The sequence below is a fragment of the Acinetobacter suaedae genome, from assembly GCF_008630915.1.
Classification (GTDB): domain Bacteria; phylum Pseudomonadota; class Gammaproteobacteria; order Pseudomonadales; family Moraxellaceae; genus Acinetobacter; species Acinetobacter suaedae.
In genome coordinates, this window is sequence record NZ_CP043909.1 from 2,563,561 (window position 1) to 2,587,346 (window position 23,786).

Annotated in this window: 20 protein-coding genes; 10 read left to right on the plus strand and 10 right to left on the minus strand. The window is 38.5% G+C overall.

Annotation, left to right across the window (positions count from 1 at the left end):
• Nucleotides 1-20: 20 nt before the first annotated feature.
• From F2A31_RS11870 to F2A31_RS11895, 6 genes are all read right to left on the minus strand, one after another.
• On the minus strand, nt 21-1,520 hold the full coding sequence (locus F2A31_RS11870; protein ID WP_150026545.1) for a hypothetical protein: 1,500 nt from the start codon (nt 1,518-1,520) through the stop codon (nt 21-23).
• A gap of 20 nt (nt 1,521-1,540) precedes the next feature.
• Nucleotides 1,541-3,937, minus strand: coding sequence for a DUF6160 family protein (locus F2A31_RS11875; RefSeq protein WP_150026546.1), 2,397 nt, complete (start codon nt 3,935-3,937; stop codon nt 1,541-1,543).
• Nucleotides 3,938-3,956: 19 nt separating this feature from the next.
• A complete protein-coding gene (locus tag F2A31_RS11880) occupies nt 3,957-4,655 on the minus strand; it encodes a hypothetical protein (RefSeq protein WP_150026547.1) in 699 nt (232 codons plus the stop codon).
• 12 nt (nt 4,656-4,667) lie between these two features.
• Entirely contained in the window at nt 4,668-6,734 is a 2,067-nt protein-coding gene (locus F2A31_RS11885) for a hypothetical protein (RefSeq protein ID WP_150026548.1), read from the minus strand.
• Nucleotides 6,735-7,063: 329 nt separating this feature from the next.
• Complete coding sequence (dcd, locus tag F2A31_RS11890; protein ID WP_150026549.1) at nt 7,064-7,633, minus strand: dCTP deaminase; 570 nt, start codon at nt 7,631-7,633, stop codon at nt 7,064-7,066.
• Nucleotides 7,634-7,733: 100 nt separating this feature from the next.
• On the minus strand, nt 7,734-8,327 hold the full coding sequence (locus F2A31_RS11895; RefSeq protein WP_150026550.1) for a LysE family translocator: 594 nt from the start codon (nt 8,325-8,327) through the stop codon (nt 7,734-7,736).
• 303 nt (nt 8,328-8,630) lie between these two features.
• On the opposite strand from F2A31_RS11895, the gene F2A31_RS11900 reads away from it, so the two are divergent.
• The 4 genes from F2A31_RS11900 to F2A31_RS11915 all read left to right on the plus strand — a co-directional run bounded on the left by F2A31_RS11900 (nt 8,631) and on the right by F2A31_RS11915 (nt 12,812).
• On the plus strand, nt 8,631-9,173 hold the full coding sequence (locus tag F2A31_RS11900) for a DUF2062 domain-containing protein (protein WP_150026551.1): 543 nt from the start codon (nt 8,631-8,633) through the stop codon (nt 9,171-9,173).
• A gap of 152 nt (nt 9,174-9,325) precedes the next feature.
• On the plus strand, nt 9,326-10,330 hold the full coding sequence (locus tag F2A31_RS11905; protein WP_150026552.1) for a TAXI family TRAP transporter solute-binding subunit: 1,005 nt from the start codon (nt 9,326-9,328) through the stop codon (nt 10,328-10,330).
• Entirely contained in the window at nt 10,327-10,803 is a 477-nt protein-coding gene (locus F2A31_RS11910) for a DUF1850 domain-containing protein (protein WP_150026553.1), read from the plus strand. Before F2A31_RS11905 ends, F2A31_RS11910 begins: the two co-directional genes overlap by 4 nt.
• Nucleotides 10,800-12,812, plus strand: coding sequence for a TRAP transporter permease (locus F2A31_RS11915; RefSeq protein ID WP_150026554.1), 2,013 nt, complete (start codon nt 10,800-10,802; stop codon nt 12,810-12,812). Before F2A31_RS11910 ends, F2A31_RS11915 begins: the two co-directional genes overlap by 4 nt.
• Nucleotides 12,813-12,886: 74 nt before the next feature.
• Here F2A31_RS11915 and F2A31_RS11920 read toward each other — a convergent pair whose 3' ends face one another.
• The 3 genes from F2A31_RS11920 to F2A31_RS11930 form a co-directional block, all read right to left on the minus strand.
• On the minus strand, nt 12,887-13,759 hold the full coding sequence (locus F2A31_RS11920; RefSeq protein ID WP_150026555.1) for a 5'-methylthioadenosine/S-adenosylhomocysteine nucleosidase: 873 nt from the start codon (nt 13,757-13,759) through the stop codon (nt 12,887-12,889).
• A 157-nt stretch (nt 13,760-13,916) separates the two neighbouring features.
• Entirely contained in the window at nt 13,917-15,149 is a 1,233-nt protein-coding gene (gene apbC / locus F2A31_RS11925) for an iron-sulfur cluster carrier protein ApbC (protein ID WP_150026556.1), read from the minus strand.
• Nucleotides 15,150-15,316: 167 nt separating this feature from the next.
• Entirely contained in the window at nt 15,317-15,766 is a 450-nt protein-coding gene (locus F2A31_RS11930; protein ID WP_150026557.1) for a hypothetical protein, read from the minus strand.
• A 521-nt stretch (nt 15,767-16,287) separates the two neighbouring features.
• Here F2A31_RS11930 and F2A31_RS11940 point away from each other — a divergent pair.
• Nucleotides 16,288-16,785, plus strand: coding sequence for a hypothetical protein (locus tag F2A31_RS11940; RefSeq protein ID WP_150026558.1), 498 nt, complete (start codon nt 16,288-16,290; stop codon nt 16,783-16,785).
• A 57-nt stretch (nt 16,786-16,842) separates the two neighbouring features.
• Here F2A31_RS11940 and F2A31_RS11945 read toward each other — a convergent pair whose 3' ends face one another.
• Nucleotides 16,843-17,289: a hypothetical protein gene (locus F2A31_RS11945; protein WP_150026559.1), complete on the minus strand. Its 447-nt coding sequence runs from the start codon at nt 17,287-17,289 to the stop codon at nt 16,843-16,845.
• A gap of 394 nt (nt 17,290-17,683) precedes the next feature.
• Between F2A31_RS11945 and metG the strand changes: the two genes are divergently transcribed.
• From metG to F2A31_RS11970, 5 genes are all read left to right on the plus strand, one after another.
• The gene (gene metG / locus F2A31_RS11950) at nt 17,684-19,741 is read left to right on the plus strand and encodes a methionine--tRNA ligase (RefSeq protein WP_150026560.1); all 2,058 of its coding nucleotides are present in this window, start codon (nt 17,684-17,686) and stop codon (nt 19,739-19,741) included.
• Between the two features lie 84 nt (nt 19,742-19,825).
• Nucleotides 19,826-20,323, plus strand: a complete 498-nt coding sequence (locus tag F2A31_RS11955) for a hypothetical protein (protein WP_150026561.1) — start codon at nt 19,826-19,828, stop codon at nt 20,321-20,323.
• Nucleotides 20,324-20,443: 120 nt separating this feature from the next.
• Nucleotides 20,444-21,421 carry an MBL fold metallo-hydrolase gene (locus tag F2A31_RS11960; RefSeq protein ID WP_150026562.1) on the plus strand — a complete coding sequence of 326 codons (978 nt, stop codon included), beginning with the start codon at nt 20,444-20,446 and terminating at the stop codon, nt 21,419-21,421.
• Between the two features lie 128 nt (nt 21,422-21,549).
• Complete coding sequence (locus tag F2A31_RS11965; protein WP_005081372.1) at nt 21,550-22,098, plus strand: TetR/AcrR family transcriptional regulator; 549 nt, start codon at nt 21,550-21,552, stop codon at nt 22,096-22,098.
• Nucleotides 22,099-22,110: 12 nt separating this feature from the next.
• Entirely contained in the window at nt 22,111-23,766 is a 1,656-nt protein-coding gene (locus tag F2A31_RS11970) for an MFS transporter (RefSeq protein WP_150026563.1), read from the plus strand.
• Nucleotides 23,767-23,786: the final 20 nt, after the last annotated feature.

The window sequence follows — 23,786 nt, forward strand, 5'->3', positions numbered from 1 at the left end:
TATATAAGATTCTTATTAAGTTAACAGAACTTCAAACCACCAAAACAGTTAGAAACAGGCTTTTGATGCCCATCTAAAAGTAAGTTTTCCAATACCATAATAGCACGAGCATCATCGGCTAAACGTACATCACCAATACCTTTGTAAATAGGAGTACCAAATAAAGCACCAAAGGCCTCTCCAAGACTAAGATCAATCCGATTATTCGATAAATAGTCTGTAATAAATGTAGCTATTTGAGGAAGCACATCATGCATAGGAATTCCTGTGGTTGGATTTAAGGCTCCAAAATCTAAAGGATCTTTAAAAGATAACCACCATCCCGGTTGAGCAATATCATTCGGATCCACACCAGGCCATTGTAGTGCTGTATTTTGTAATGCAAGATAACCACCACTACTAATTGGCAAATTATGAATCAAGTTAAAGTTTTGTTTAACCTGTACATTAGCCTTTAGATTGGTAATATAAGAACAATTGGTTTTATTGATAACTGCTGCACAGCCTGCTGATGTAGTTCCTTTTGCCCCCATAAAAAAAGTTGCTTCATCAACCAATCCAAGAATGGACTCATCTAAGGTCATCGCAATCCCGCCATTATCAGCACCAATCGCAATAGTTGGAATCGGGACATCTTTTACCACAAGATTCAGTTGTTTCATGCGACTCCCTGTGACAATCGTTTCAGGGAAGTTAAAAGAAACATTCTGACGAGGTACATTAATTCCCCAAATTGGATTGCCATTATAATGATATAGATTCTCAGACCCTTGGGCTCCAGCAGGAGCTTGATAGCTTCCAGATCCAGATGTCATCTTGTTTGAGTTCGTGAATGCTACTCGATCTAATCCAAGTGCTCGTACTTTTGCATAAATTAATTGGTCTGCGGTCGTACCAAACATTGCATCCTGTGTAAACGCATTCACGGGCGTTTCGCCTACCTTAATGAAACCACTAAAGGTATTGATCCCACCTCCAGTTGACAACCCGTTACCATCAATATCATTCCGTGTGCCTGCTGTTAGATAACCTAAAATTTCTTCAGCACTCAATCGAAAACCTGCAATTTCACGCGTAGAAGCACTATTAGGGTTCTTGATTGCAAACTCAATAAAAGGATTGGTAATCACAGCACTGGTATTGGCACGTCCTTTTGACCATGTAGGTGTACCATCAGCCAATTTCCCATCTGGTGGGCCACTTAATGAGACATTTTCCATATCGATATCACAACCATCTGGCCCATTTCGTCCACCACAACCCAATTGTAATGCACGAATATTGGCATTCAACTCCATTTTTGCTTCTAGGCCTAATTTATAGTAACCAAAATTTTGCAATGGATTAGATGCATTCGGTGCAGTAAAACCTAAGGATAAAAGTGCCTGACCTTGTATAGAAGATAACTCTGTATCCGTCATTTCGACGAGACTATCATTACTTGCCCACGTGTGAGTAGAAAACATCGTCATGAGTAAGCAAGAGGTCAATATTGATTTTTTAATTCCATTTTTCATCATTTTCTTCCTATATTACTCAATCAATTACGCGGTTTTAGCATGAATTCAGATCGAATCTGCCCACCAGTCATAACCATTTCTCCAAGACGCTGTGCTCGATTATTGGCAGCATCTGCTCTTGGATAGAAGTTAATGTCTTTTACTCGGAAAACATCATTTGGATTTCGATCAGGATTAAAATCAAAACCAAAGTTAAAACCTACATTATCTTTATTAATTACAATCGCATTATTAAACTGTATCAAACCAGACATATTATCCAAACCGATACTAGCGTCATCGATTGGATCACTTACTTGCAACGTACCGTCTTTTAAACGATAACGTCCAACAACAGACAAACGATTACCATTATTCGCTGAAATTTCATTATTTGGAATTAAACTAAAATTCATATCACCTAAAAATTTCAGTTTTAAACCGAGCAACACATCATCTTTAGTGTTGAATGCATTAATAATGACAGGAGTTGCACTATTAGGATCATTATAAGTTGGTAAATAACCAGCTGCGATTTCAGCAGCCATAACCATCAGTAAATCTTTTAATTCAACATTTACGTTACCACTTTCAAAACCCATACTGCCATAGCCACGCAATAACATATCAATATTGCGTAAACCCATATAATAGTTTTTATCACCATCAACAATCAGAATTGATGTTGTTTTACTTCCATCACTATTACGCCCCTCAGTACTCAGCCCTAAAGCTAAACCTAAACGCTGTGAATCAGTTACAGTAGAACGTGTAACCATATTATTTGAATTATTCAAGTTAAATACTTCACCCGTATAAGATGTTGCATAAGTGGCAATATTCGCATTGACATTGTAAAAAGGTAAGCCCAAACCCCATTTATTATTAAGTCCTGTACTTGGGTCTATTTTATTTGCAGCAGAGACACCACTACTTGACGTGAAACGCCCACGTCGTGAAAGCGCTTGGAAATCTGCGCCACGCACTGCTATAACTAAACTATAAGGATTTTCTGGCTGGTTATGAATCTGTTGTAGATAGTCTGCAGATGTCGTCAGTGTACCTGTCGCAGTCCCACCAAAACGGGAATTACGTAACACAGAGTTTTCAGGCATTTTTAAATGACGTGTATTTGCAAGATTGATATAGACATTTCCACTATCAAAATAAGCACGTTGATTAGAATTGATAACGAGCGGACTGAGATCCCCAAACTCAAAACCAAAGGTATTGCTACCCGCTCCTCCAATTTCTAAAGTTGTGGCTTTGCTATCATCACCAGCTAGCATCGCATCACCTTTTTGAGTAAATTCCCCTCTTAAGCGTAGTGCTAACCCTGTTGAACCGATCACGGTTCCATCAGCACCATTTGCTGTTGTATTTGCATCACTTGCAAAACCCAGTACATTATTCAATGTATGTGTATTGGTTTGGTTATTGTCAACAGGTGCGGCTAAGCCATTGGCACTTGTACCGCGTAACTGTAAGGAACCATTCACAGTACGACCACTCATTCCTACACGAATCAAGCCTTTACTATTATCGAGATTATAAACTGGTGAGTTTGGGTCAATTGTTACATTACCTTTGGTCATCAGCTCAATATTCAGCCCTGCACTTGTTCCTGTATAAGTCCCTGTTTCAGCACCAAGTTGGTTTGGATCAGTCACTCTTGTGAAATCAACATAGCCATATGTAGTATTCGGGCTATTGAGTTTACTTGCAGAAGCAGAACCTAAATTAGTTTGTAGAATCATCCCTTTCGCCGCATCAACGTACATTGCGCCTTTGCCTAGAAAGTTAAAATTGAAATTTTTTAAAATAAGTTGATTAAACTGGTTTGCTGTTCCTGTACCTAAACCTGTATAAAGATTAATGTTTTTCAAACCAAGCTGCAGTGAAGATTGAGAATTGGAGTTAAATAAACCATCACGAGTACTAAGTGCTATCACTTGTGGTGATCCTGTTTGGATCGCAAAATTTCCGATCGCTGTATTACAGTTTACGGTAGGTGTTTGAGCACAAATCTGAAAATTATTAACTGAAATCGTAGTCGGTTGTGACTCAATGTGTAAATCTAATCCCGTCTTCGAACCATTTGACCCCGTATTAATTTTAAAATGCGTACCTAGCGTATAATTTCCAGCACCAGAGCCCGCATCATAAGCCATATTTTTACGGACTCTTACATCATTCGCTACAGCTCTAAGAGATTGCTCAACATTATTTGCCATACCAGCCTGATCTTGCCAATAAAGTTGATCAATTTTCACTTCATCATATTCAAGTTGTAATGAAACACCATCTTGACCATTGACCATACGTAAATCACGATCTTGTAATTCTTGCAACGCATAGGCACTTTGTGTCAAGACCAAGATACTGCTTGCCAATGCTGTTAAAACAAAATGGCGTTGTGTTTTTGCAATCCTTTTCATAACCATTTTCCTTTTTATTTTAACAACGTGGATGTGCTGTACCACAAGAGAAAATTTTGATATTGCCTGTTAATGACAAATTACCATTCATATTTACACCAATAAAACCTCTCTCTTTATTAGCATCAAAACCACTCCCACCATAAGGTGTCGCTGGCGTTAAATATCCTGGTAAATTATTTGATCCAGTAGAACAGTTTGCACCACTTTCAGTGCAAGTATCTGTTTCGATAGATAATGATTGAAATCCCACATTTCTAAATTCAATTGGTTTGGTAGGATTAAAACCTAATTTAATTGCTGCATGAGAAACGCCATTATAGATGACGTCCTCACCATCCAATTTAATCTCTTGGATATTCACAGTCCCTTGTATACCTTTCATCACCAACCATTGCTTACGTCCTGTAGGTGATGGAATACGATTCCCTTGAGCATCATAAGTATCTTGTGTTCCATCATGGTAACGGTTATTCAACGATAGTGCTAAACGACAATATAATAGATCCTCACATAAGAAATTAGCGTTACTATCATGATTCAGACTAACCTTTAATGACAAATCAGCCCCAGCCTGCCCAGTAATATTTTGTAAGCTTTTATCATCTAAGCTTTCCATGGCAAATAAGGATGTTGACAAAACAAAGAGGCTTAGACCTTTGATTAAAAAAGTCATCCCACCATGATAGTTTTGCTTTTTATAATAAAGAAACTTCATCGCCTTATATCCTTATAGGCCCGTTGTTGTTAACTTAAAATGCTGAATCAATAGACCATCTATAACGGCTGAGCCGAAGTTATTACTCACCGTAGCACCGGTCGGTTGCATATTATTAATACGCCCTGCAATATCTGCTGGTGTTGTGGTTTGGATTCCTAAAATTTGATTATTGGTGTTTTGGCGCCAAGTTGTTTCGTATGGATCAGGACGATTTAAAGAAGGATGAGGCTGACCAGTGATTGGAGCTTTAGGTGCTACAGCACCCCAACTTCCCCAATCCCCCCAACATCTACTCAACCCTAGGAATCCACAGTTTACTTGTGTGCGAGATCGTTGCCAAACTTGGGTAAAATCTTGTTGCACAGAACTTTGCAATCCTGTTCCAGATTTCAATTCACCAATCGAAACTCCATAAGCACCAATTCCTTTGTGTGCGGTGAGTTGATTGGTCACAGGATTGTACTCAGTTGAGCCAATGGTAATACTACTATGCGTTGCTTTACTTCCCTGGTAGCCTGAAATATTTGAGTTACCACACTGATAAATATTACAAGTCGAGCCTAAATAAGTCACACCCGAATCAACACTTGCCGCAGGATCAATATGTTCATAACGCGTGTAAATACGACGATAAACTTCTTGTACATTTGGAATTCTGGCTAGTTCTATGGAGAAATTATTTCCATCAGTACTTAGCATCAAGGGTTGATATAAATTCCCTAATACCAAGTTCATATTAACGTCATAGAGAAAAAGCCCATCTGCATTCGAATTCGGTTGAAAGTTTGGAACCACTCCACCTAATGCAGGTGTACTATTATCAGTTGCACCACCAACCAATTCCTGAGTACTAATCCTAAATACACTGGTTGCAGTTGGCGCGCTCCAACTATTAGTTCCTTTAGCTCTTAAACGACGGGTAGTAAAACCATTTTGATTTAAACATTGTCCCACTTGCACGGATCCACCAGTAGTGTTTGGCTTAGGTGATGTACACATACCACCACTTGGAAAACTTCCAGAAACGCTATCATTAGTAGGAGGATCATATGAGGTTCTAATACCATTAGTATTATTCGATGCATTACCTTGAGCACTAGTAATCGTAGTTCCTGTAGCCAATACACCATTTTCGAAGAAAGTATTCGTTGTCGGATTATAATCGACTTGTACAATTTCTCGAGTTACAGTCTGATTACTCACTGTTCCACGCTTTGTATCAGTTGCACCACTATTTAATCGGACCAAACCAGCGACACCAAAAGTTTGGTTATAATTAGTATTCAAACCATAGTTGAAAGTTTTTGTTGTCTCAACACCATTCACTTTCATTAGGGCATCATAAGTTCCGCCCATCGCAGGTGAAACACCACCTAATGTTTGGAATACCTTTAAATTTGAACCATTGATGCTAAATCCATCCCACACAGCAGCTAAACGTAATCGGTTACTCAATCCATCTAGACCATTCTCAACAATATTTGCATCTCTTTGAAAAATATCAGTCCACAATCCGAGCTTTAAGTTATAGGCTGAAGACTCTGCACTTCCTGATGCTGGAAGTGTAGTATGGCGTAAAGGGGCTTCTAAAGTTAAATAAGTAACGTTTTCAATATTACCGACAAAATTCGGGACATTATCATCTGTTAGTGTTTTGATCACCCACGGGTTCGAAGCAGATCCCCAAGAGTCAATTGGTCGTCCATATAACGTCCCCCAATCACTCCCATTAATGGCTGCACCTACATTTTTATTTGATTGAGATAGAGACAAACCATAAAGCCAAGCGTCAGCCTTTTTATAACCTTTTGCTGTTGCTGTTGCACTTAATGGTCCAACAGGAATTAGACGGATTGAACCAGCACCATATGTTCCTGCACCACTATTAGCAGTATCTGCACCATTAAATCGAAAAGAAAAATTTTCAGGTAAAAGCGCTATACCTTCACCTGTTGCTTGGCTAAGTCCCTCGTCAGAAATTTCTTGTAGCGCAAAAGCAGTTTGACTCATACACAAGCCAATAAAACTTGCCAACAACGTTTTTTTAAAAGCTACCGTAGAAGTACATCCAGCCATAATGCCATCCTATCAACTGATGCTCCGCACCATCTTTATTTTTCTTTCATCCTGTTGAGTGATCAAATCAATTAAGATTTTTAGCTTCCGAGCCGCACTCAATCTTTTAGGCTATTTTCGCCTACGCATTCTCATTTTTCATTATGCCGAATATTTACACAAATGCAAAAGAAATTAGGTAGAAGGTCTTTTTTCCGATGAATGAGATAGGATGTCTAAGGCATATTTTAAATTTTATTTTTATATTTCATACAATTAGGTCAAGATCAACATAATTTGCAACAATGCCTTCAAGGATCAGCAATTGTTGCAAATTGTAATTCTACAACTTAAGTCTTCGGTAGTGTCACACCTGTTTGACCTTGATATTTACCACCACGATCTTTGTATGATGTTTCACATACTTCATCGCTTTCAAAAAACAGCATCTGAGCAACGCCCTCACCCGCATAGATACGAGCAGGTAAATTTGTCGTATTTGAAAACTCAAGGGTAACGTGGCCTTCCCACTCAGGCTCTAACGGCGTAACGTTTACAATGATACCGCAACGCGCATAGGTTGATTTCCCTAAACATACAGTAAGTACATTACGTGGAATACGGAAATATTCAATCGTACGTGCTAGAGCGAACGAGTTTGGTGGAATAATACAAACATCAGATTCGATATCAATAAAGCTTTTCTCATCAAAGTTTTTTGGATCGACAATTGCAGAGTGTACATTGGTAAATACTTTGAATTCACGCGCGCAACGGACATCATAACCATAGCTTGATACCCCATAGGAAATCAACTTTTCTCCGTTTTCATCGAAACGAACTTGATTTTCTGCATAAGGTTCAATCATGCCGTGTTTTTCGCTCATTTCACGAATCCAACGATCAGATTTTATTGCCATGTCTTTATATCCAAAAACGAAGTTGATGATTGGTGGCTACTTTAACTTAAAATGCTGCTAATGAAAACAATGCTGTTCTTTCGGCAATCTGATACAGGGGTTATAGTTTGGAAAGTGCAGAATAACTGATCGGTATAGCAAAACTTACGAGCACAATAGATGCGGCTCTTTGTAGCTTAGCTTGGGATAACCATCCAACCTTATGGGTTGCTAAAGCAGCACCGACAACAATCCAAAACATAGCAATTGGAATAATCAACCCAACGAAAGTACTCATATGAGTCAGATATATTTCTTGGTTCGTCCACGAACTTGCAGGAAAAATTGCTGACGCAAACAATAACGCTTTAGGGTTTAACAATGTCGCATACAAAAGTTCTTTGGGTCTAATCGTTGACTGATTTAATGTCACTTTTTGGTCAGCTGTACGCCATAGTTTTATAGCTAAAAAAGTAATATAGGCTGCGCTCAATAGTTTTAATAATGTTGGGAGCAATGGTAAAGTCGTCGAGACCGTACCAATCAGTAGTCCCCACGCACTAATCGCTATAATATAGCCGATGGCTTCAGCAGGAATAAGCAACAATGATTTGCGTACTCCAACTTGAACACCTGAAGATGCAAGTAAGGTATTGGTTGGACCAGGTGTTAACAAGATCGTGACAACCAAACTGACAAAAAACCATGAAATCATTGAATGACCTCACTAAAAGAGGTTTTTAGATTAATCTAACAATAACATGTTAGCAAAAAATTAATATAAATCACTAGGTCAAAATTTAAGTTAAGCATCTATTTTTATGATACTTTTTATATAGCCATTCATCTTTAACAATTGAGATATTATCCTATTGTTTTCACAAATTTATTCATCATATATCCTATATTTTAGGCATCACCTCCTAGATACCGATCATTTATCAAACAACATTTAAGTTTAAGCTAAGAAACGACTGTTAAGATAAAAAAGATATTTTCTCATCACTTTACCCATTTTATGCCTAAGCTATTCTTCCAAAAGTGGCTTCCTTCCTCTGAAAAAATTGCTGATTTAAAACTTATGAAAATATTCGGCACTCGCACCTTGAATCCATTGCTTTGGTATGTGAATCGACACTCGATTGCAAAAGCGATAGGTCTAGGGGCATTTTGGGGAATTTTACCAGTTCCTTTCCACAGCCTCTTTATTATTCTCACCATTTTATATTTTGAAGTAAATTTACCGCTTGGACTATGTATGGCTTGGCTAACCAACCCATTGACCATCGTCCCAATTTTATATTTAGGTTTTTGGTTTGGTGCAAAAATCTTCCACGTCAATATGATTAATAAAGACATGCTACTTGGCGTCTTACATCAGATCCTCAACTGGTTACAGAATTTCGGACATGGACATATTGATTTGCATTTAGCGAAAATCTTAATTACAGGGCTCATCATCGAAGCCGTACTGTTTGCACTACTATTTTATATTGCTACACATTTAATTTGGCGCTGGACAGTGATCCGCAAATGGAAATCACGCCATTCAGTAAGATAAATTCTTTAGTCTAAAAAACCTGTAAAAAAAGTTGCCATCCCCTTGAGAATACGGTAAGAGTAGAACATATTTAATTACGTAAAAATGTACTGAATATTAAATAAAGCAGCCAAATGATGGATTTATGGTGTGCATATAAACAGGAGATAGTAATGAAAAAATGGCCCCAACTCATTTTACTCGGTTTAGCAATAACAGGTTTATCTGCTTGTTCTGACAATACTGGCAACAAAAATGCAAGCCAAAAAGGCAGTAGCGCAACAACAAGCGCCAATAAACTGGAAACACGATTTGTTAATATTGCAACTGGTGGAGCTTCAGGTCCATATAATGTCATCGCAACAAATTTGGCTGAAATTTACCATAAAACTTATGGCGTTAACTCTAAGACGCAGACCACAGGTGCTTCTGTAGAAAATCTAAATTTGTTAAAGCAAAACAAAGTAGAAATGGCTTTTGTAATGAGCGACAGTCTCACAGAAGCAATCAATGGACAAGGCAGCTTTAAAGATAAAATTACCAATGTTCAGCAAATCGCAGCGCTCTATCCGAACTATGTGCAAATCGTTACCTCAAAAAAATCTGGAATTAAAAATATTGAGGATTTGAAAGGTAAACGTATCGCAGTTGGTGCTCAGAACTCAGGTGTTGAAGTCAATGCTCGTACTTTGTTGAATGGTTTTGGTATTACCTACAAGGATGTAAAAGTAGATTATTTAGGTTATGCCGAAGCAGCGGATGCATTGAAAGGTGGAAAACTAGATGCAGCCTTCCTTACCAGTGGTATTCCAAACTCGTCACTGATGGAATTGCAACGTGGTTATGATCTACAGTTAGTCAGTATCAATCCTGACAAGATTAAAGAAATTGCCAAAGATCAGGCCTATTTCTTACCAATGATCATTCCAAAAGGAACCTATGACAATGCTGAGGATATTCCAACTGCAGCAATCATGAATGCTTTAGTCGTTCGCTCTGATTTATCTGAAGATGATGTTTATAAATTGACTAAAACCTTCTTCGAAAGCCTTGATGCTTTAGCCAATACTCACCAAGCAGCAAAAGACATCACTTTGCAAGGTGCTCAAAATGGTTTAGTCGCACCACTCCATCCAGGTGCTAAAAAATACTACGACGAGGTCGCGGCAGCTCAATGAAAATTATAAGTGCAGCTTCGGCTGCACTTTTCTGTTTAGCCTTCGGTATTGTTTTATTGGTCAGTTATCCGATTGCAAATACACATGTGATGAGTGAAAAACATAATTGCATCATTCGTGAAGCTGACTTTAACTTGCAATGGCGACATTCTGTCGAAAAAACAATATGGCGGGAAAGTTATCATCGTGAAAAAAATGCATTCCGTTTGGTCTATACCGATCTAATTTCTTTTGGCGCTGGTACACCAAGCGATTACCCTATTATTTCTCAAAAAGATGGCGTGGTCAGAATGGCTGTAAACCAAAAACTTAAAGAGATTAATTGGACTGTTTCACGAAATATGCAAGGTCAACTGTCCTGGAACAATACGACATGGGCGATTGCAAATGAACTGCCTGATTATAGCCTTGTGCAGTTTAAGAGTACGTACACACCATTATGGAAGATCTGGTGGTTAGGAGAATGTAGATGAATAAACCCGATAACAGTGCAACACCAGAACAGGATGATCAAGCCAAACAAAAAGAATTATTAGAAAAGTTTGATAAGGAATCGGTTACACGCACACCCAAGCAGAAATCTGTTGCTCTCTTTATTACCGTTTTAGCAATTTGTTATTCACTCTTTCATTTATTTATTACCTACAACCCGTTACCTGAACTAATCCAACGCTCAGCACACGTGTCTATCGGTTTAGCACTAATTTTCTTACTCTATCCAGCACGACAAAGTAGTGATCGACAGCATATTGCATGGTATGACTGGATTTTAATGTTAGCCTCCTTTGCCTCACTAGGCTATTTATGGATTGAATATCAAAACATCATGACCTCTCGTGGTGGTATTCCCAATACGTTAGATATCGTGTTTGCAATCATGACGGTTGTGTTAGTCATTGAAGCGGCACGACGAATCATGGGCTGGATGCTTCCAATTTTAGGGTTGGTTTTTCTCGCCTATCCATTTATTAGTCATTTTAATTGGATGCCTGACCGTTTACTCACTCGACCATATAGTGTGAGCGATATTTTTGGTCAAATGTATTTAAAAACTGAGGGCTTGTATTCATCAGCCATCGGTGCATCGGTCACGTTCATTTTCTTATTTATCCTATTTGGATCATTTCTTGCCAAATCTGGTATGGGCAAACTGTTCAATGATCTCGCAATGGCTTTAGCAGGTCATAAACAAGGTGGTCCTGCAAAGGTTGCTGTGATTTCTAGTGGATTTATGGGCAGTATTAACGGTACAGCAGTCGCAAATGTGGTGGGAACAGGCTCCTTCACCATTCCGTTAATGAAGAAAATTGGCTATCAAAAGAATTTTGCGGGTGCGGTGGAAGCCAGTGCCTCGGTTGGTGGACAAATTCTCCCACCAATTATGGGCGCGAGTGCGTTCATTATGGCTGAAACAACAGGAGTCAGCTATGGCACTATTGCTCTTGCTGCTGTACTCCCTGCATTGCTCTATTATCTTGGGGTAATCTCCCAAGTGCACTTCCGTGCAGGTCGAGATAATTTAAAAGGCTTGCCTAAAGCTGACCTTCCTCGCGTTAAAGAAGTATTAAAAGAACGCGGACATTTACTGATTCCAATCGTGGCTTTAGTCTTTTTCTTATTTCAATCTATGCCTGTCAGTTATGCAGCCGTCTACACGATTCTTTTAACAATCGTAGTTGCCAATCTCCGCAAAACCACGCGTATGGGATTCAAACAGATTTTAGAGGCGCTTGCTGATGGTGCAAAACAATCCTTATCAGTGATGTCTGCCTGTGCGGTGGTTGGTTTGATTATTGGTGTAGTGAGCTTAACCAGCTTCGGATCGGTCATGACCTCTTATATCATGAGTGTTGGCGCAGGAAATCTGTTCCTGACCTTATTATTTACTATGGTCGCTTCCATGATTTTAGGTATGGGGCTACCTTCTATTCCAGCTTATATTATCACTGCAACAATGGCTGCTCCTGCTTTGGCCCATTTTGATGTGCCTATCCTCGTTGCTCATATGTTCGTTTTCTATTTTGGATTATTTGCCAATATTACCCCACCTGTTGCTTTAGCAGCTTTTGCTGGTGCAGGTATTTCGGGTGGTGATCCGATGAAGACTGGTTTTCAGGCACTCAAATTGTCTCTAGCAGGCTTTATCGTACCTTTCTTGTTTGTCTATAATCCTGCAATGCTAATGATTGATACGACCAATATTGCATTGAATGCACGCGAGTTTGCGCTTCCACCAATCTGGAGTATTGTCAGTATTACGGTTACATCAATTGTCGGTATTTTGGCTTTAGGTGCTGCAGTAGAGGGTTATTTTAAAACCTCAATGAATCTAGTTTGGCGTTTAATTTTAGGGATCGGTGCGTTGCTGATGATTATGCCTGAGGGCAGAACTGATCTGATCGGAATAGTGATGGTCGGTCTTTCAATTGCAATGAATATTTTACAAGCCAAGAAAGAAAGTCCATCATCTTCGAACATTTAAACTCGAAGTTTAAGCAAATTTCAGAAAGGCGGTCGTCAAGACCGCCTTTCTTTCCATATGAAATATACAAAGCTTTATTTCGACTCGCTTTTTGCTTTCATGTATTGTTCTGCAACATCTAATACATAGTCCTGACATGCTTCACCTGTCGCAGGATCATAAGCACCGTTATTGGTTATATTATTAGATAAAATCCGAATCCCAAGAAATGGTACATTGAATTGATGAGCAATTTGCGCAACTGATGCAGCTTCCATTTCTTCAACTGAAGTTCCATATGTGTTATGGAAAAATTTAATTCGATCCAATTCATTATTCCAAACATCTGCAGAACCAATCGTTCCTTCCACTACTCTCCCTTTTGTATAATTCACTTTAGCTTTATAAGCCGCAACTAATAATGCTTGATCACCTTCGAACTTGCGTATAGCAATTGGTTCAGGATCAGACTCATCTTCCGGCAACACATCAAACGCTTCATGCCATGTTAATGCATCAGATCCACCACCAATCGGTTGTTGTGGTGTTCTGAATGCACCAATATTGGTCGTATATTTTCCGAGAACAATATCAAAAACGTTTAATTCAGGATCATGACCACCAGATGTCCCTTGGTTAATAATAGCTATCGGCTGGTACTTTTGAATGGCGATCGCAGTCGCTGCTGCCGAGTTACTCATCCCCATACGTGTTTTAGAAATAATCATTGGATAGCCGTTGTAGGTACCTTTCCAAAACGTCCACCCGCCAATGGTTTCGACAGTTACTTTATCCAACTTTGCAGCCATACGTTCAGATTCAACTGGCAATGCACCTTGGATCACGATAGGTTGTAATGAGGTTTGCTCAGCGATGTTATTATTTTTTGAAGACTGACCATCATTACATCCAGCAACCAATATCCCACCGCATAATGCGACCATCGTCATAAAACGTTTAAAGAACATATTAAATAACCTATAAATCAATACAAAAAGAAGAAAGAAGCAATCTATGTACCAACTTATAAGTATCTATAAGATTTGCTAAAACAACAAAATATTTTAATTAAAAGGTAAAAAATCAGCGTTATTCGCTGATTTTTTAAGCCTAACTGTTTTTAAATTAGAAAATACGCTTATCGTCTCGCTGACGCTGTGGCAATTTCTTCATTTGCTCTAATACAGTTTCTGCAATATTCATATAACTTTCTGCTGCATCATCTTGAACAACGACACTAGGTTGACCGTTATCCGCATGTTCACGAATTTTTGCATCTAAAGGTAAACGCCCTAATAACGGGATATGATATTGCTCTGAAAGCTGATCACCACCACCAATTCCAAAAATTTGTTCCTCGTAACCACAGTTTGAGCAAATATGCGTCGACATATTTTCAATCACACCCAATACTGGAATATTCACTTTGTTAAATAACTCAATCCCTTTCACAGCATCCATGAGCGCAACATTCTGTGGTGTCGTAACAATCACTGCCCCAGTTACAGGAATACGCTGTGCTAATGTGAGTTGGATATCACCTGTACCTGGTGGCATATCAATCACTAACACATCTAAATCAGGCCATAATGTTTGATTGAATAATTGCATTAGTGCACCCGTCGCTTTAGGTCCACGCCAAGCCACTGGAGTATTATTTGCCCCAATAAGATGACCAATCGAAATGACAGCCATGCCATAGGCATCTAAAGGAACAAAATGTTCATTTTCAATTTGTGGTGTAAGTCCTGCATTTCCTAACATGGTTGGAATACTCGGGCCATAGATATCCGCATCAAGGACACCAACTTTCAAACCAAGTTTTTGTAATGCCAAAGCTAAGTTTACAGTGGTCGTTGATTTACCTACACCACCTTTACCCGAGGACACCAAAATAACATTTTGAATACGTGGATGTGGTGCAACATCACGCTGCTGTGGTGCAGCTTTCTGAATGGGAGGATTATTAGGATCTTCTTCAGCTTTTGGAGAAGCATCCATCACAGGTGGTAATTTACTATTATTTTCAGCTTTTGGTTGAGATGAACAGCTATGCCCAGCCTCTCCATGTGCAGCATGTTTTTGTTGAATAATATGTAAATTCAGTTCTTGGATTCCACATTTCTCCAAAGCATCTGCAAGCTCATCATGGATTTGTTGCAAATAATCTTTTTCTTGCGGATAAGTATTGATGGTCAGTTGTAAAATACGACCTTGTACATTGACTTGGCTAATTCGATCTTTTAAAGCATTTTCAGAATTGGGCAAAACATAATTTTGTAGCACTGTTTGAATTTCGTCTTCCTTCACCTCTTGAGCTGGTGAAAAAACAGATTTTAAGGAAGAAAGCCACGACATTTTGTTTACTCCAAAAACAGATCAACATATCACTGAGTTTGGTTAGTTTAGCAGTATTGAGGAATAGACGCTCATATCTCAGAAGATAATTGCTCATTTTTTTAAAGTGCATGATCATCAGTCGATATAAGCGTCCAGATGTGTTCTATAACCCAAACTCAAAACAATCAACCTTTAAATTTATTGATCGTATCTGTTGCGGCTTTCTTTAAATCATCTAATTTGTGACTTGCTTGAGCTTTCAAATCATCAAACTTGGCAGCAGCTTCATCTTTTAATTCAGCGGCTTTTGCTTTCGCGTCATCCAATTTGTGGCTTGCTTCTTCTTTCAAATGATCAAATTTTTCCTGAATACTATGCTGTGTATCCTCTAATTTGGCTTTCGCCTCATCCACTTTACTTGAAAAAGCATCTTTAGTTTCGGAGCTTTGCTCAGATACATCTTTCTTTAAATCATCAAGTGCTTTTTCACCTTTTAATTTCAATTCCTCAGCAGAATGTTTTAAGTCATCAACCGCTTTTTCACCCTGTAACTGAGCCTCTTTTGCTTTATGTTTTAGATCATTACCCAATTCAGTTGCTTGAGTTTTTAATTCATCAATTTTGTCATTTGTCATGGTGTTTCCTCACTAACGAATAAGCAAAGTACATATTGTTGGAGCTAGATTTATTTATAGCGCATTTAGATGAATTTTTTGGTGATTGCTGCAAATTGAAACAATTGGGATACAGGAAGATTCATTTCATATCTGACTGATAACCTTTTGAATTTTTTAGATATAAAAATCATATAAATGAACAACATCAACCTTGATTATGAAACTCTTTCCTAGAGATTTCATATAAAACATGCCTGCTCAATCGATGATCTGATAACAAGGCAAGCCACCTAAGTTATGTGATTTTTCTCATTTTTAACTTTTTTATTACTGCTTAAGATTTTTATTTTCTAACAACTTAAAAGAATACAATTGAGTAAAATAAAAATGATCAATCACTAGCTATGGTCGTAGAATCAGTCTTGGTATTTCGATCATTTTTACATCCATCAAATTTCAATTAAAAACTATTCACAATATAACGAAATAGATCAGATATACTTTCGCGTTAACGAAATCTGAACCTTATTTATAAAGCTATGAATGAAAATGAACTTTTAGAAATTCAACATGAACTTCAAGCTCAAGAAAAACGTCTGAAGTATATTCTTTCAAGTAAAAGAAGAATCCAAAGCATGATTCTTACTTTTGAACAGGATTTGGCTGAACAATTAATTCCTGTTATTGATCAAATCAGTGATGATAAAGCGCCAATTGAAAGCAGTTTAGCGTTGATGATTTGCTGGAAATTTTCTAAAGCAGAGTTCCCTAAAACTGAACATTGGTGTAGCGAACTCAGCATTACTGATCTTGAAATCAGGGATCAATTTACTGTGACGTTAAAAGCACAGGCATGGTTAGGGACTCTAGGCAGCGATGAGCTTTGGCAAACCCCGATGTGTGCTGAGATTACGCTTGATCCAAAAACAGATGGTCTCAAGAGCTACTACATCCATTTCTTGTCTAAAGGCAAAATTATTTCGCTGAGAAAGAACTCAAAGCACAACGTAACCGTTAAGCAAATGCAAAGTATGTAATCCTTCGGGATGCATACTCTGTTATTTTTAAGACAAAAACCTCAAATTTTGGTTCGCCTATTTTTTGAATATATTTGCAATTATAAACCCTAATATAAGTGGTACTGATATAACCATGAATAAAAAAATAGACGTCATAAATAACTCTAAATTAAAATCTGGAAGTCCCCATAAAACAATAAAACTAATGACATACCCTCCTATTAAAAAAACCACGCCTTTTAACAACTGAGATATATCGATTAACTTTTTTGGATGACGTAGAAAATAATAACTAATAAAATAAAGAAAGCTATGCCAACCAATTAAAACTGGCGTGAGCATGATGATAGCAGCAACCCCTCTAACAAACCCATTAGAAACTTCTTGAGGTGAAAACTCCTGTTCATAAATCAAAAAGCCCCAAACAAAAATAACGATACAGAGTGTTGCAACTGTGCCCGAAATAATTGAACGAATACACCACCATACAAAAGAAAAATCCTCACCATAATAATTTTTCATGTATTCCTCTTTTTTATTCATTATCAAATAGCAAACATTTATATTTATAGCTTTTAGATCTAGTGCTTAACATTGACTATAAGATACATCAAGATAACTATTTTAAAAATAAGATTATCAATACCAAACACATTCAGCCAATAACTTCACATCGCCCCCTAGATTAAAAACTTTCTGTAGCAACCTAAAAACCGATTTAACATTGTTAAAGGATAAAATCCAACACAATTGGAAACAAGAATATGTTCATTGAAGTGCAAATGAAGCTAGCATGAAGTCATCAAAATAGAATCATCATACGATTTGAAAAGATTTCACTGAATCCCTTGTGCAAGTCGGGGGCAAGTCATGTAAAATCATCTGCCTTGCAAATACGAATGAGAGAACAATATCCGTGCGTAAAATTTTAGTCACCAATGCCCTCCCTTATGCCAATGGTCCTATCCATATGGGTCACTTACTCGGTTATATCCAAGCAGATATTTGGGTTCGTGCGATGCGTGCAATGGGTCATGACGTGACTTACGTATGTGCGGATGATGCTCATGGTACAGCGATCATGTTACGTGCTGAAGCAAACGGCATCAGTCCTGAAGCACAAATTGCCAATGTTCAAAAAGAACACATTCGTGATTTCGACGGTTTTGGTGTGCATTTTGATCATTATGATTCAACACATAGTGATGCAAACAAAGCGCGTGCATCTGAGATTTATATCAAAAACCGTGAAGCAGGCAATATCGCGGTTCGCCCTGTCACTCAATTATTTGATCCTGAAAAAGGCATGTTCTTGTCTGACCGTTTCATTAAAGGCACATGCCCAAAATGTAAATCAGAAGATCAATACGGCGATGCGTGTGAAGTGTGTGGCACAACTTACAATGCAACTGAATTACTCAATCCACGCTCAACGTTGAGCGGTGCGACACCTGTTGAGAAATCATCAGACCATTATTTCTTTAAACTTCCAAATTTCTCAGAATACTTACAGAAATGGACGCGTGACCAAGGTCGCCTACCTGTTTCGATTGCCAACAAACTAGATGAGTGGTTTGAAGCAGGTTTATCAGATTGGGATATTTCGCGTGATGCGCCTTATTTCGGTTTTGAAATCCCAGATGCGCCAAACAAATATTTCTATGTTTGGGTCGATGCACCTATTGGTTATATGTCGAGTTTTGAAAACTACATCAAAACCAAACGCCCAGATCTAAGTTTTGATGACTTTTGGAAAAAAGACAGCGACAAAGAAGTCTATCACTTCATCGGTAAAGACATCGTTTACTTTCACGCACTGTTCTGGCCTGCAATGCTTGAAGGTGCAAACTACCGCACTCCATCAGGTTTGTTCGTGAATGGTTTCTTGACCGTGAACGGTCAAAAAATGTCGAAATCTCGCGGTACATTCATCAAAGCTGAAACTTATTTACAGCACTTGAATCCTGAATATTTACGCTACTACTTTGCGTCTAAGCTGTCTGACAAAGTTGAAGATTCAGATTTGAATTTGGATGACTTCGTACAGAAAGTGAATTCTGACCTTGTCGGTAAAGTGGTGAATATTGCCAGCCGTTGTGCAAAATTCATTAACAGCAATTTCAATAATACGCTTTCTAACACTTGTGTTGAGCCTGAATTGGTTCAAAGCTTTATTGATGCGGGCGATTCAATTGCGCAAGCCTATGAAGCACGTGAATTCTCTGCCGCTATCCGTGAAATCATGGCGCTTGCGGACAAAGCGAATCAATATATTGATGAGAAAAAACCGTGGGCTCTTGCAAAGCAAGAAGGTCAAGAACAACAAGTTCATGATGTTTGCTCAGTCGGTATCAACTTATTCCGTCAGCTTGCAATTTACTTAGCTCCAGTGCTTCCAACACTTGCTGCACAGGTTCAAGCCTTCTTACAACTTGAAAGCTTTGACTTTGCATCTCGTCAGAAAATCCTAGTTGCGCATGAAATTGCTCAATTCCAACCACTTATGCAGCGTGTTGATCCTAAAGCAGTTGCAGCGATGGTTGATGCATCGAAAGATTCTTTAGCTGCTGCGGCAGAAGCGCCAAAAGTAGAGAAGAAAAAAGAAAAGAAAGCCGAGAAAAAGCCTGAACCAAAAGTGGGTGAAGCTGAAATTATTGGTATTGAAGACTTTATGAAAGTTGACCTCCGTGTAGCTGAAGTTTTAGAAGCAGCAACAGTTGAGGGTTCTGATAAATTACTTCAATTAACTTTAAATGTAGGTGAAGCTGAACCACGCAATGTGTTTAGCGGTATCCGTGAGTTTTATCAACCAGAAGACTTAAAAGGCAAACTGGTGGTGATGGTTGCGAACCTTGCACCACGTAAAATGCGTTTTGGTATTTCTAACGGTATGGTACTTGCCGCAGGTAATGGCGAAGGTGTTTGGGTGATTTCACCTGAATCTGGTGCTAAAGCTGGTGATAAAGTGTCTTAATCAGCCTAGTGACTTAAAAAGACTTCTTCAGAAGTCTTTTTTTGTGCTAGTGTTCAAAAATAAGACTATGATAAAGCTTATAATATGCCTATTACAAAAATGAGCCTTCTACAGAGACCTAAATGGCAAAGTTCAGCATTTATTATCTGGGGACCGTTTATTGGAACATTGATTATTGTAATCACATTTCATAGCCCCATTATGTTTGGTGATCCAATACGATTTTTAAAAGGTCTCATTACGCCCTCGATCATATTTCCAATGATTGGAGGATTATTTTTAATTACACCATTTGGTTATTTACTTGGTATCTTTCCCGCAATAATCACTCAATTGTTGTTCCAACATTTCTTTGCCCAAAAGCTTGCTCAAATATCCTTAATGCGCAGCATAATCTATAGCGGCTTTTTAGGCTTTATGCTTGCACCCTTTATTCTTATTCTTGCCATACTCACCCCATCACCTTTAATCATCTTTAGTTATCTGCAATTTGTACTCATCCTCCCTACAACATTAATTTGCACTGTTATTGAATGGAAAAAAGTTAAAAACAATAGGCAAATAATTGAAGCACGGACATAAACTCTTTTAAAACTCATAACAAAACTCTCTTTCACAAGCGGATTTTTTATTGGGAAATTATCCCTATTATGTTGTGATTCATGTTAAAAGTGTTATTTCTCTAATAACTTTAATGATCTTATGAAAAAAACTGCCCTACTCCTTTCAGCATTATTCTTAAGCAGCGTTCCTTTACTCACTCATGCAGAAACAAGCAAAACCCTGCCAGTCATTGAACAACAAAAACAAGTTGCGGGCTACTATCACCACCAAGTCGGTGATGTACAAATTACCGCCCTGCTGGATGGTACCAACTTTATGTCACCAAGCTTGTTTAAAGATATTTCACCGCAACAAGTCCAGCACATCTTAAAGAAATACTATGCAGATCAAGACAAAGGCGTGCAAACCTCGATTAATGCTTTTCTCGTCAATACTGGCAAATCATTGGTTTTAGTCGATAGCGGTGCAGAAAGTTGTTTCGGCGCGCATCTTGGTTCTATTTTGAAAAACCTAGTTGCTTCAGGATATAAACCTGAACAAGTCGATACGATTTTACTCACTCATTTGCACCCAGATCATGTGTGTGGCATTAGTCAAAAAAGCACTGCCAATTTTCCTAATGCGACAGTCTATGTCTCAGATGAAGAAGCTAAATATTGGTTAGATCCGAAACAAGTAACAAAACTACCAAAAGACAAACAAGCCAACTACTTAGGTACAGTCGAAAAGATCAAAGAAGCTATTGCACCCTATCAAGCCAAGCAACGTTTCAAGACCTTCAAGCTCGGTGATGAAATCCAAGGATTCAAAGTCATCAACACGGCAGGACATACACCGGGGCACTACAGTTATGAGTTAAAAACTAAAGACCAAAGTGTAGTATTCATTGGCGATATTGTTCATTCTCATACCGTGCAATTTGATAAACCCGAAACTGCGATTGAATATGATATTGATCCGAAAAAAGCAGTACAAACCCGTTTAAAACAATTTGCGAATTTTGCAAAAAATGGCCAAACCATCGCTGCACCACATTTACCATTTCCGGGTATTGGGCATATTTACTCAGCAGATCAGAAAAGCTATCAATGGATTCCCGTACATTTTAAAGATTAATAACCATCAGCATGTGTTGCCCGTCAATGCATGCTTTTACCGAACTAAAACAAAAATTAAAATGACTTAAATTTACAACGGACAATAATGTCCGTTAAATTTGGCTAAATTTTCTATGAATCCCCAAAATGATCAAACGTCAGCAACGTGCGATTCAAAATCGTGATGAATTGCTCCATGCCGCAGAAGAGATTTTTCGAATCCATGGCGTGCATGTTCCTTTACAAACCATCATTGACCACGCAGGTGTGGGACGTGCAACGTTTTATCGTAATTTTGCTGACCGTAAAGCATTGATTGTGGCTTTACTCGAACAAGCCATGACCAGACTCGAAGATCATGTGCAAGCTTTACAGGCTTTTGATGATGGCTTTCTTCGCTTAATCGAAAGCTATGTTGAACAAGTTCCCCATCTCATTGTCCTTATTGATTACTGGCGTATTGTTGATCGTCATGACCCAATCATGTTAAACATTTATGCACGGCGTGATAAAGCACTACAACCACTAATTAACCAAGCCATACAACATAAACTGTGCCGTCCTGATCTTACACCACAAGATTTTTCTATGATTGTGGGAATCTTAGGTTCCTCATTTCAAGGACATACTGCTTCAGATCAAGTTCAGTTAGCCAAACGAGCAATAGAATTATTATTAAACGGCATTAAAATTTAGTTCGAGGATCATATGGATAAAAGCCCTCGCTACCTTGAAACTCCACCAGATTGGTCTGCTGAAGAGCGTCCCACACTACCGGGTTCGCCTGCAGCAATTGCTCATGCCACACCGAAACGTTTCGCTTATTTTTTTATTGGCTTGTTTATCTGTATTGCTGCCAGCTTAAGTAACGGTTTTGTGATTGCGAACTTATCTATTTTCCAAGGTGAATATGGTTTAACCCCTTCTCAAGCGGCATGGCTCCCTGCGGCCTATGTGATGGCAAATGTCAGCGCCAATTTAATTTTATTTAAAGCACGTCAACAATACGGTCTACGTCTATTTTCTGAGATCGGTCTGCTGGTTTTTATTGGTGTATTGATTCTCCATCTCATCGTACAAACTTATGAAATGGCATTGATTGTCCGTTTTATTGCAGGTCTTGCAGCTGCGCCATTAAGTTCGCTTGGGATGTATTACACCATGCAGGCATTTGGTAAAGCTGATTTAGCAAAAGGTATTTATCTGGCTTTTGGTTTTCAGCAACTCGGTCTACCGCTGGCATGGATGATTTCACCCTTTCTATTAAGCGCTAATCAATGGGATGTAATTTATACCTTTGAACTGGGATTGGCCATTTGCTGCTTTGCCATGGTGGTTGCACTCAAATTACCTCGAAGTCTGCGTCTTGCTGTTTTTGAAAAGCAAGATTTCTTTACCTTTACCTTACTGGCGCCAGGTTTTGCTTGCTTATGTATTGTTCTCACGCAAGGCCCTATTCTTTGGTGGTTTGATAGTCCTTGGCTGGCTTATGTATTAATTGTTGGCTTTTGCCTGATTGTCTTAGGTTTAACTTATGAGCATTATCGTGCTAATCCTCTGATTATGACGCGCTGGCTTGCAACAAGCGACCTGCTTACGTTTATCTTTAGTGCATTTGCCTTACGTCTGTTGATGTCAGAGCAAAGCTATGCGGCTGTTAATTTTCTAAAAACTATGGGAATGGGGCCTGATCAATTTGTTCCACTTTATAGCGTCATCTTTTGTGGGACCATTGCTGGCTCAGTCTTTAGTGCATTGACCTTTCATAAAGATCGCCTGATGTTAAATTTGTTTTTGGCGGAATTTCTAATCTTAGTCGCGTGTATCTTGGATTATCACCTGACCAGTGATGTCCGTCCAGCAAACTTTTATCGAAGTCAATTCCTTGTCAGTTTTGCTGGTGGCGTATTTATTGGTCCTTTACTCATGATGGGGTTTGTACGTACCTTACAACGCGGCCCACAATACGTGATTACCTTTGTTGTGCTATTCACAGCCACCCAGAACTTTGGTGGTTTAGTGGGTTCATCCTTTTTTAACACCTATCAACAACACCATACCTATGATTATAAAGTCGAAATTAATAGTCATTTAAACCCAACTGACCCATCTGTTGCCCAACGCATAAAAAGTTATGAACATAGTGCCATGTTAAATACAACCGATCCTGTTTTGCAAAATAAACAAGCGATGCAAAATTTGAATCAAGTTGTGACCCGTGAAGCACAAGTTCGCGCCTATAACGATGTAATTGTGCTCAATGGTATTTTCGCGATTATTCTCTTGATATGGGGCTTATTTAAATATGCCCGTGAGAAATATAAAACGATAAAAAATAGATCCCTACCAAGTACTTCGAGTTAAACATTTGATTGAGAAAATAT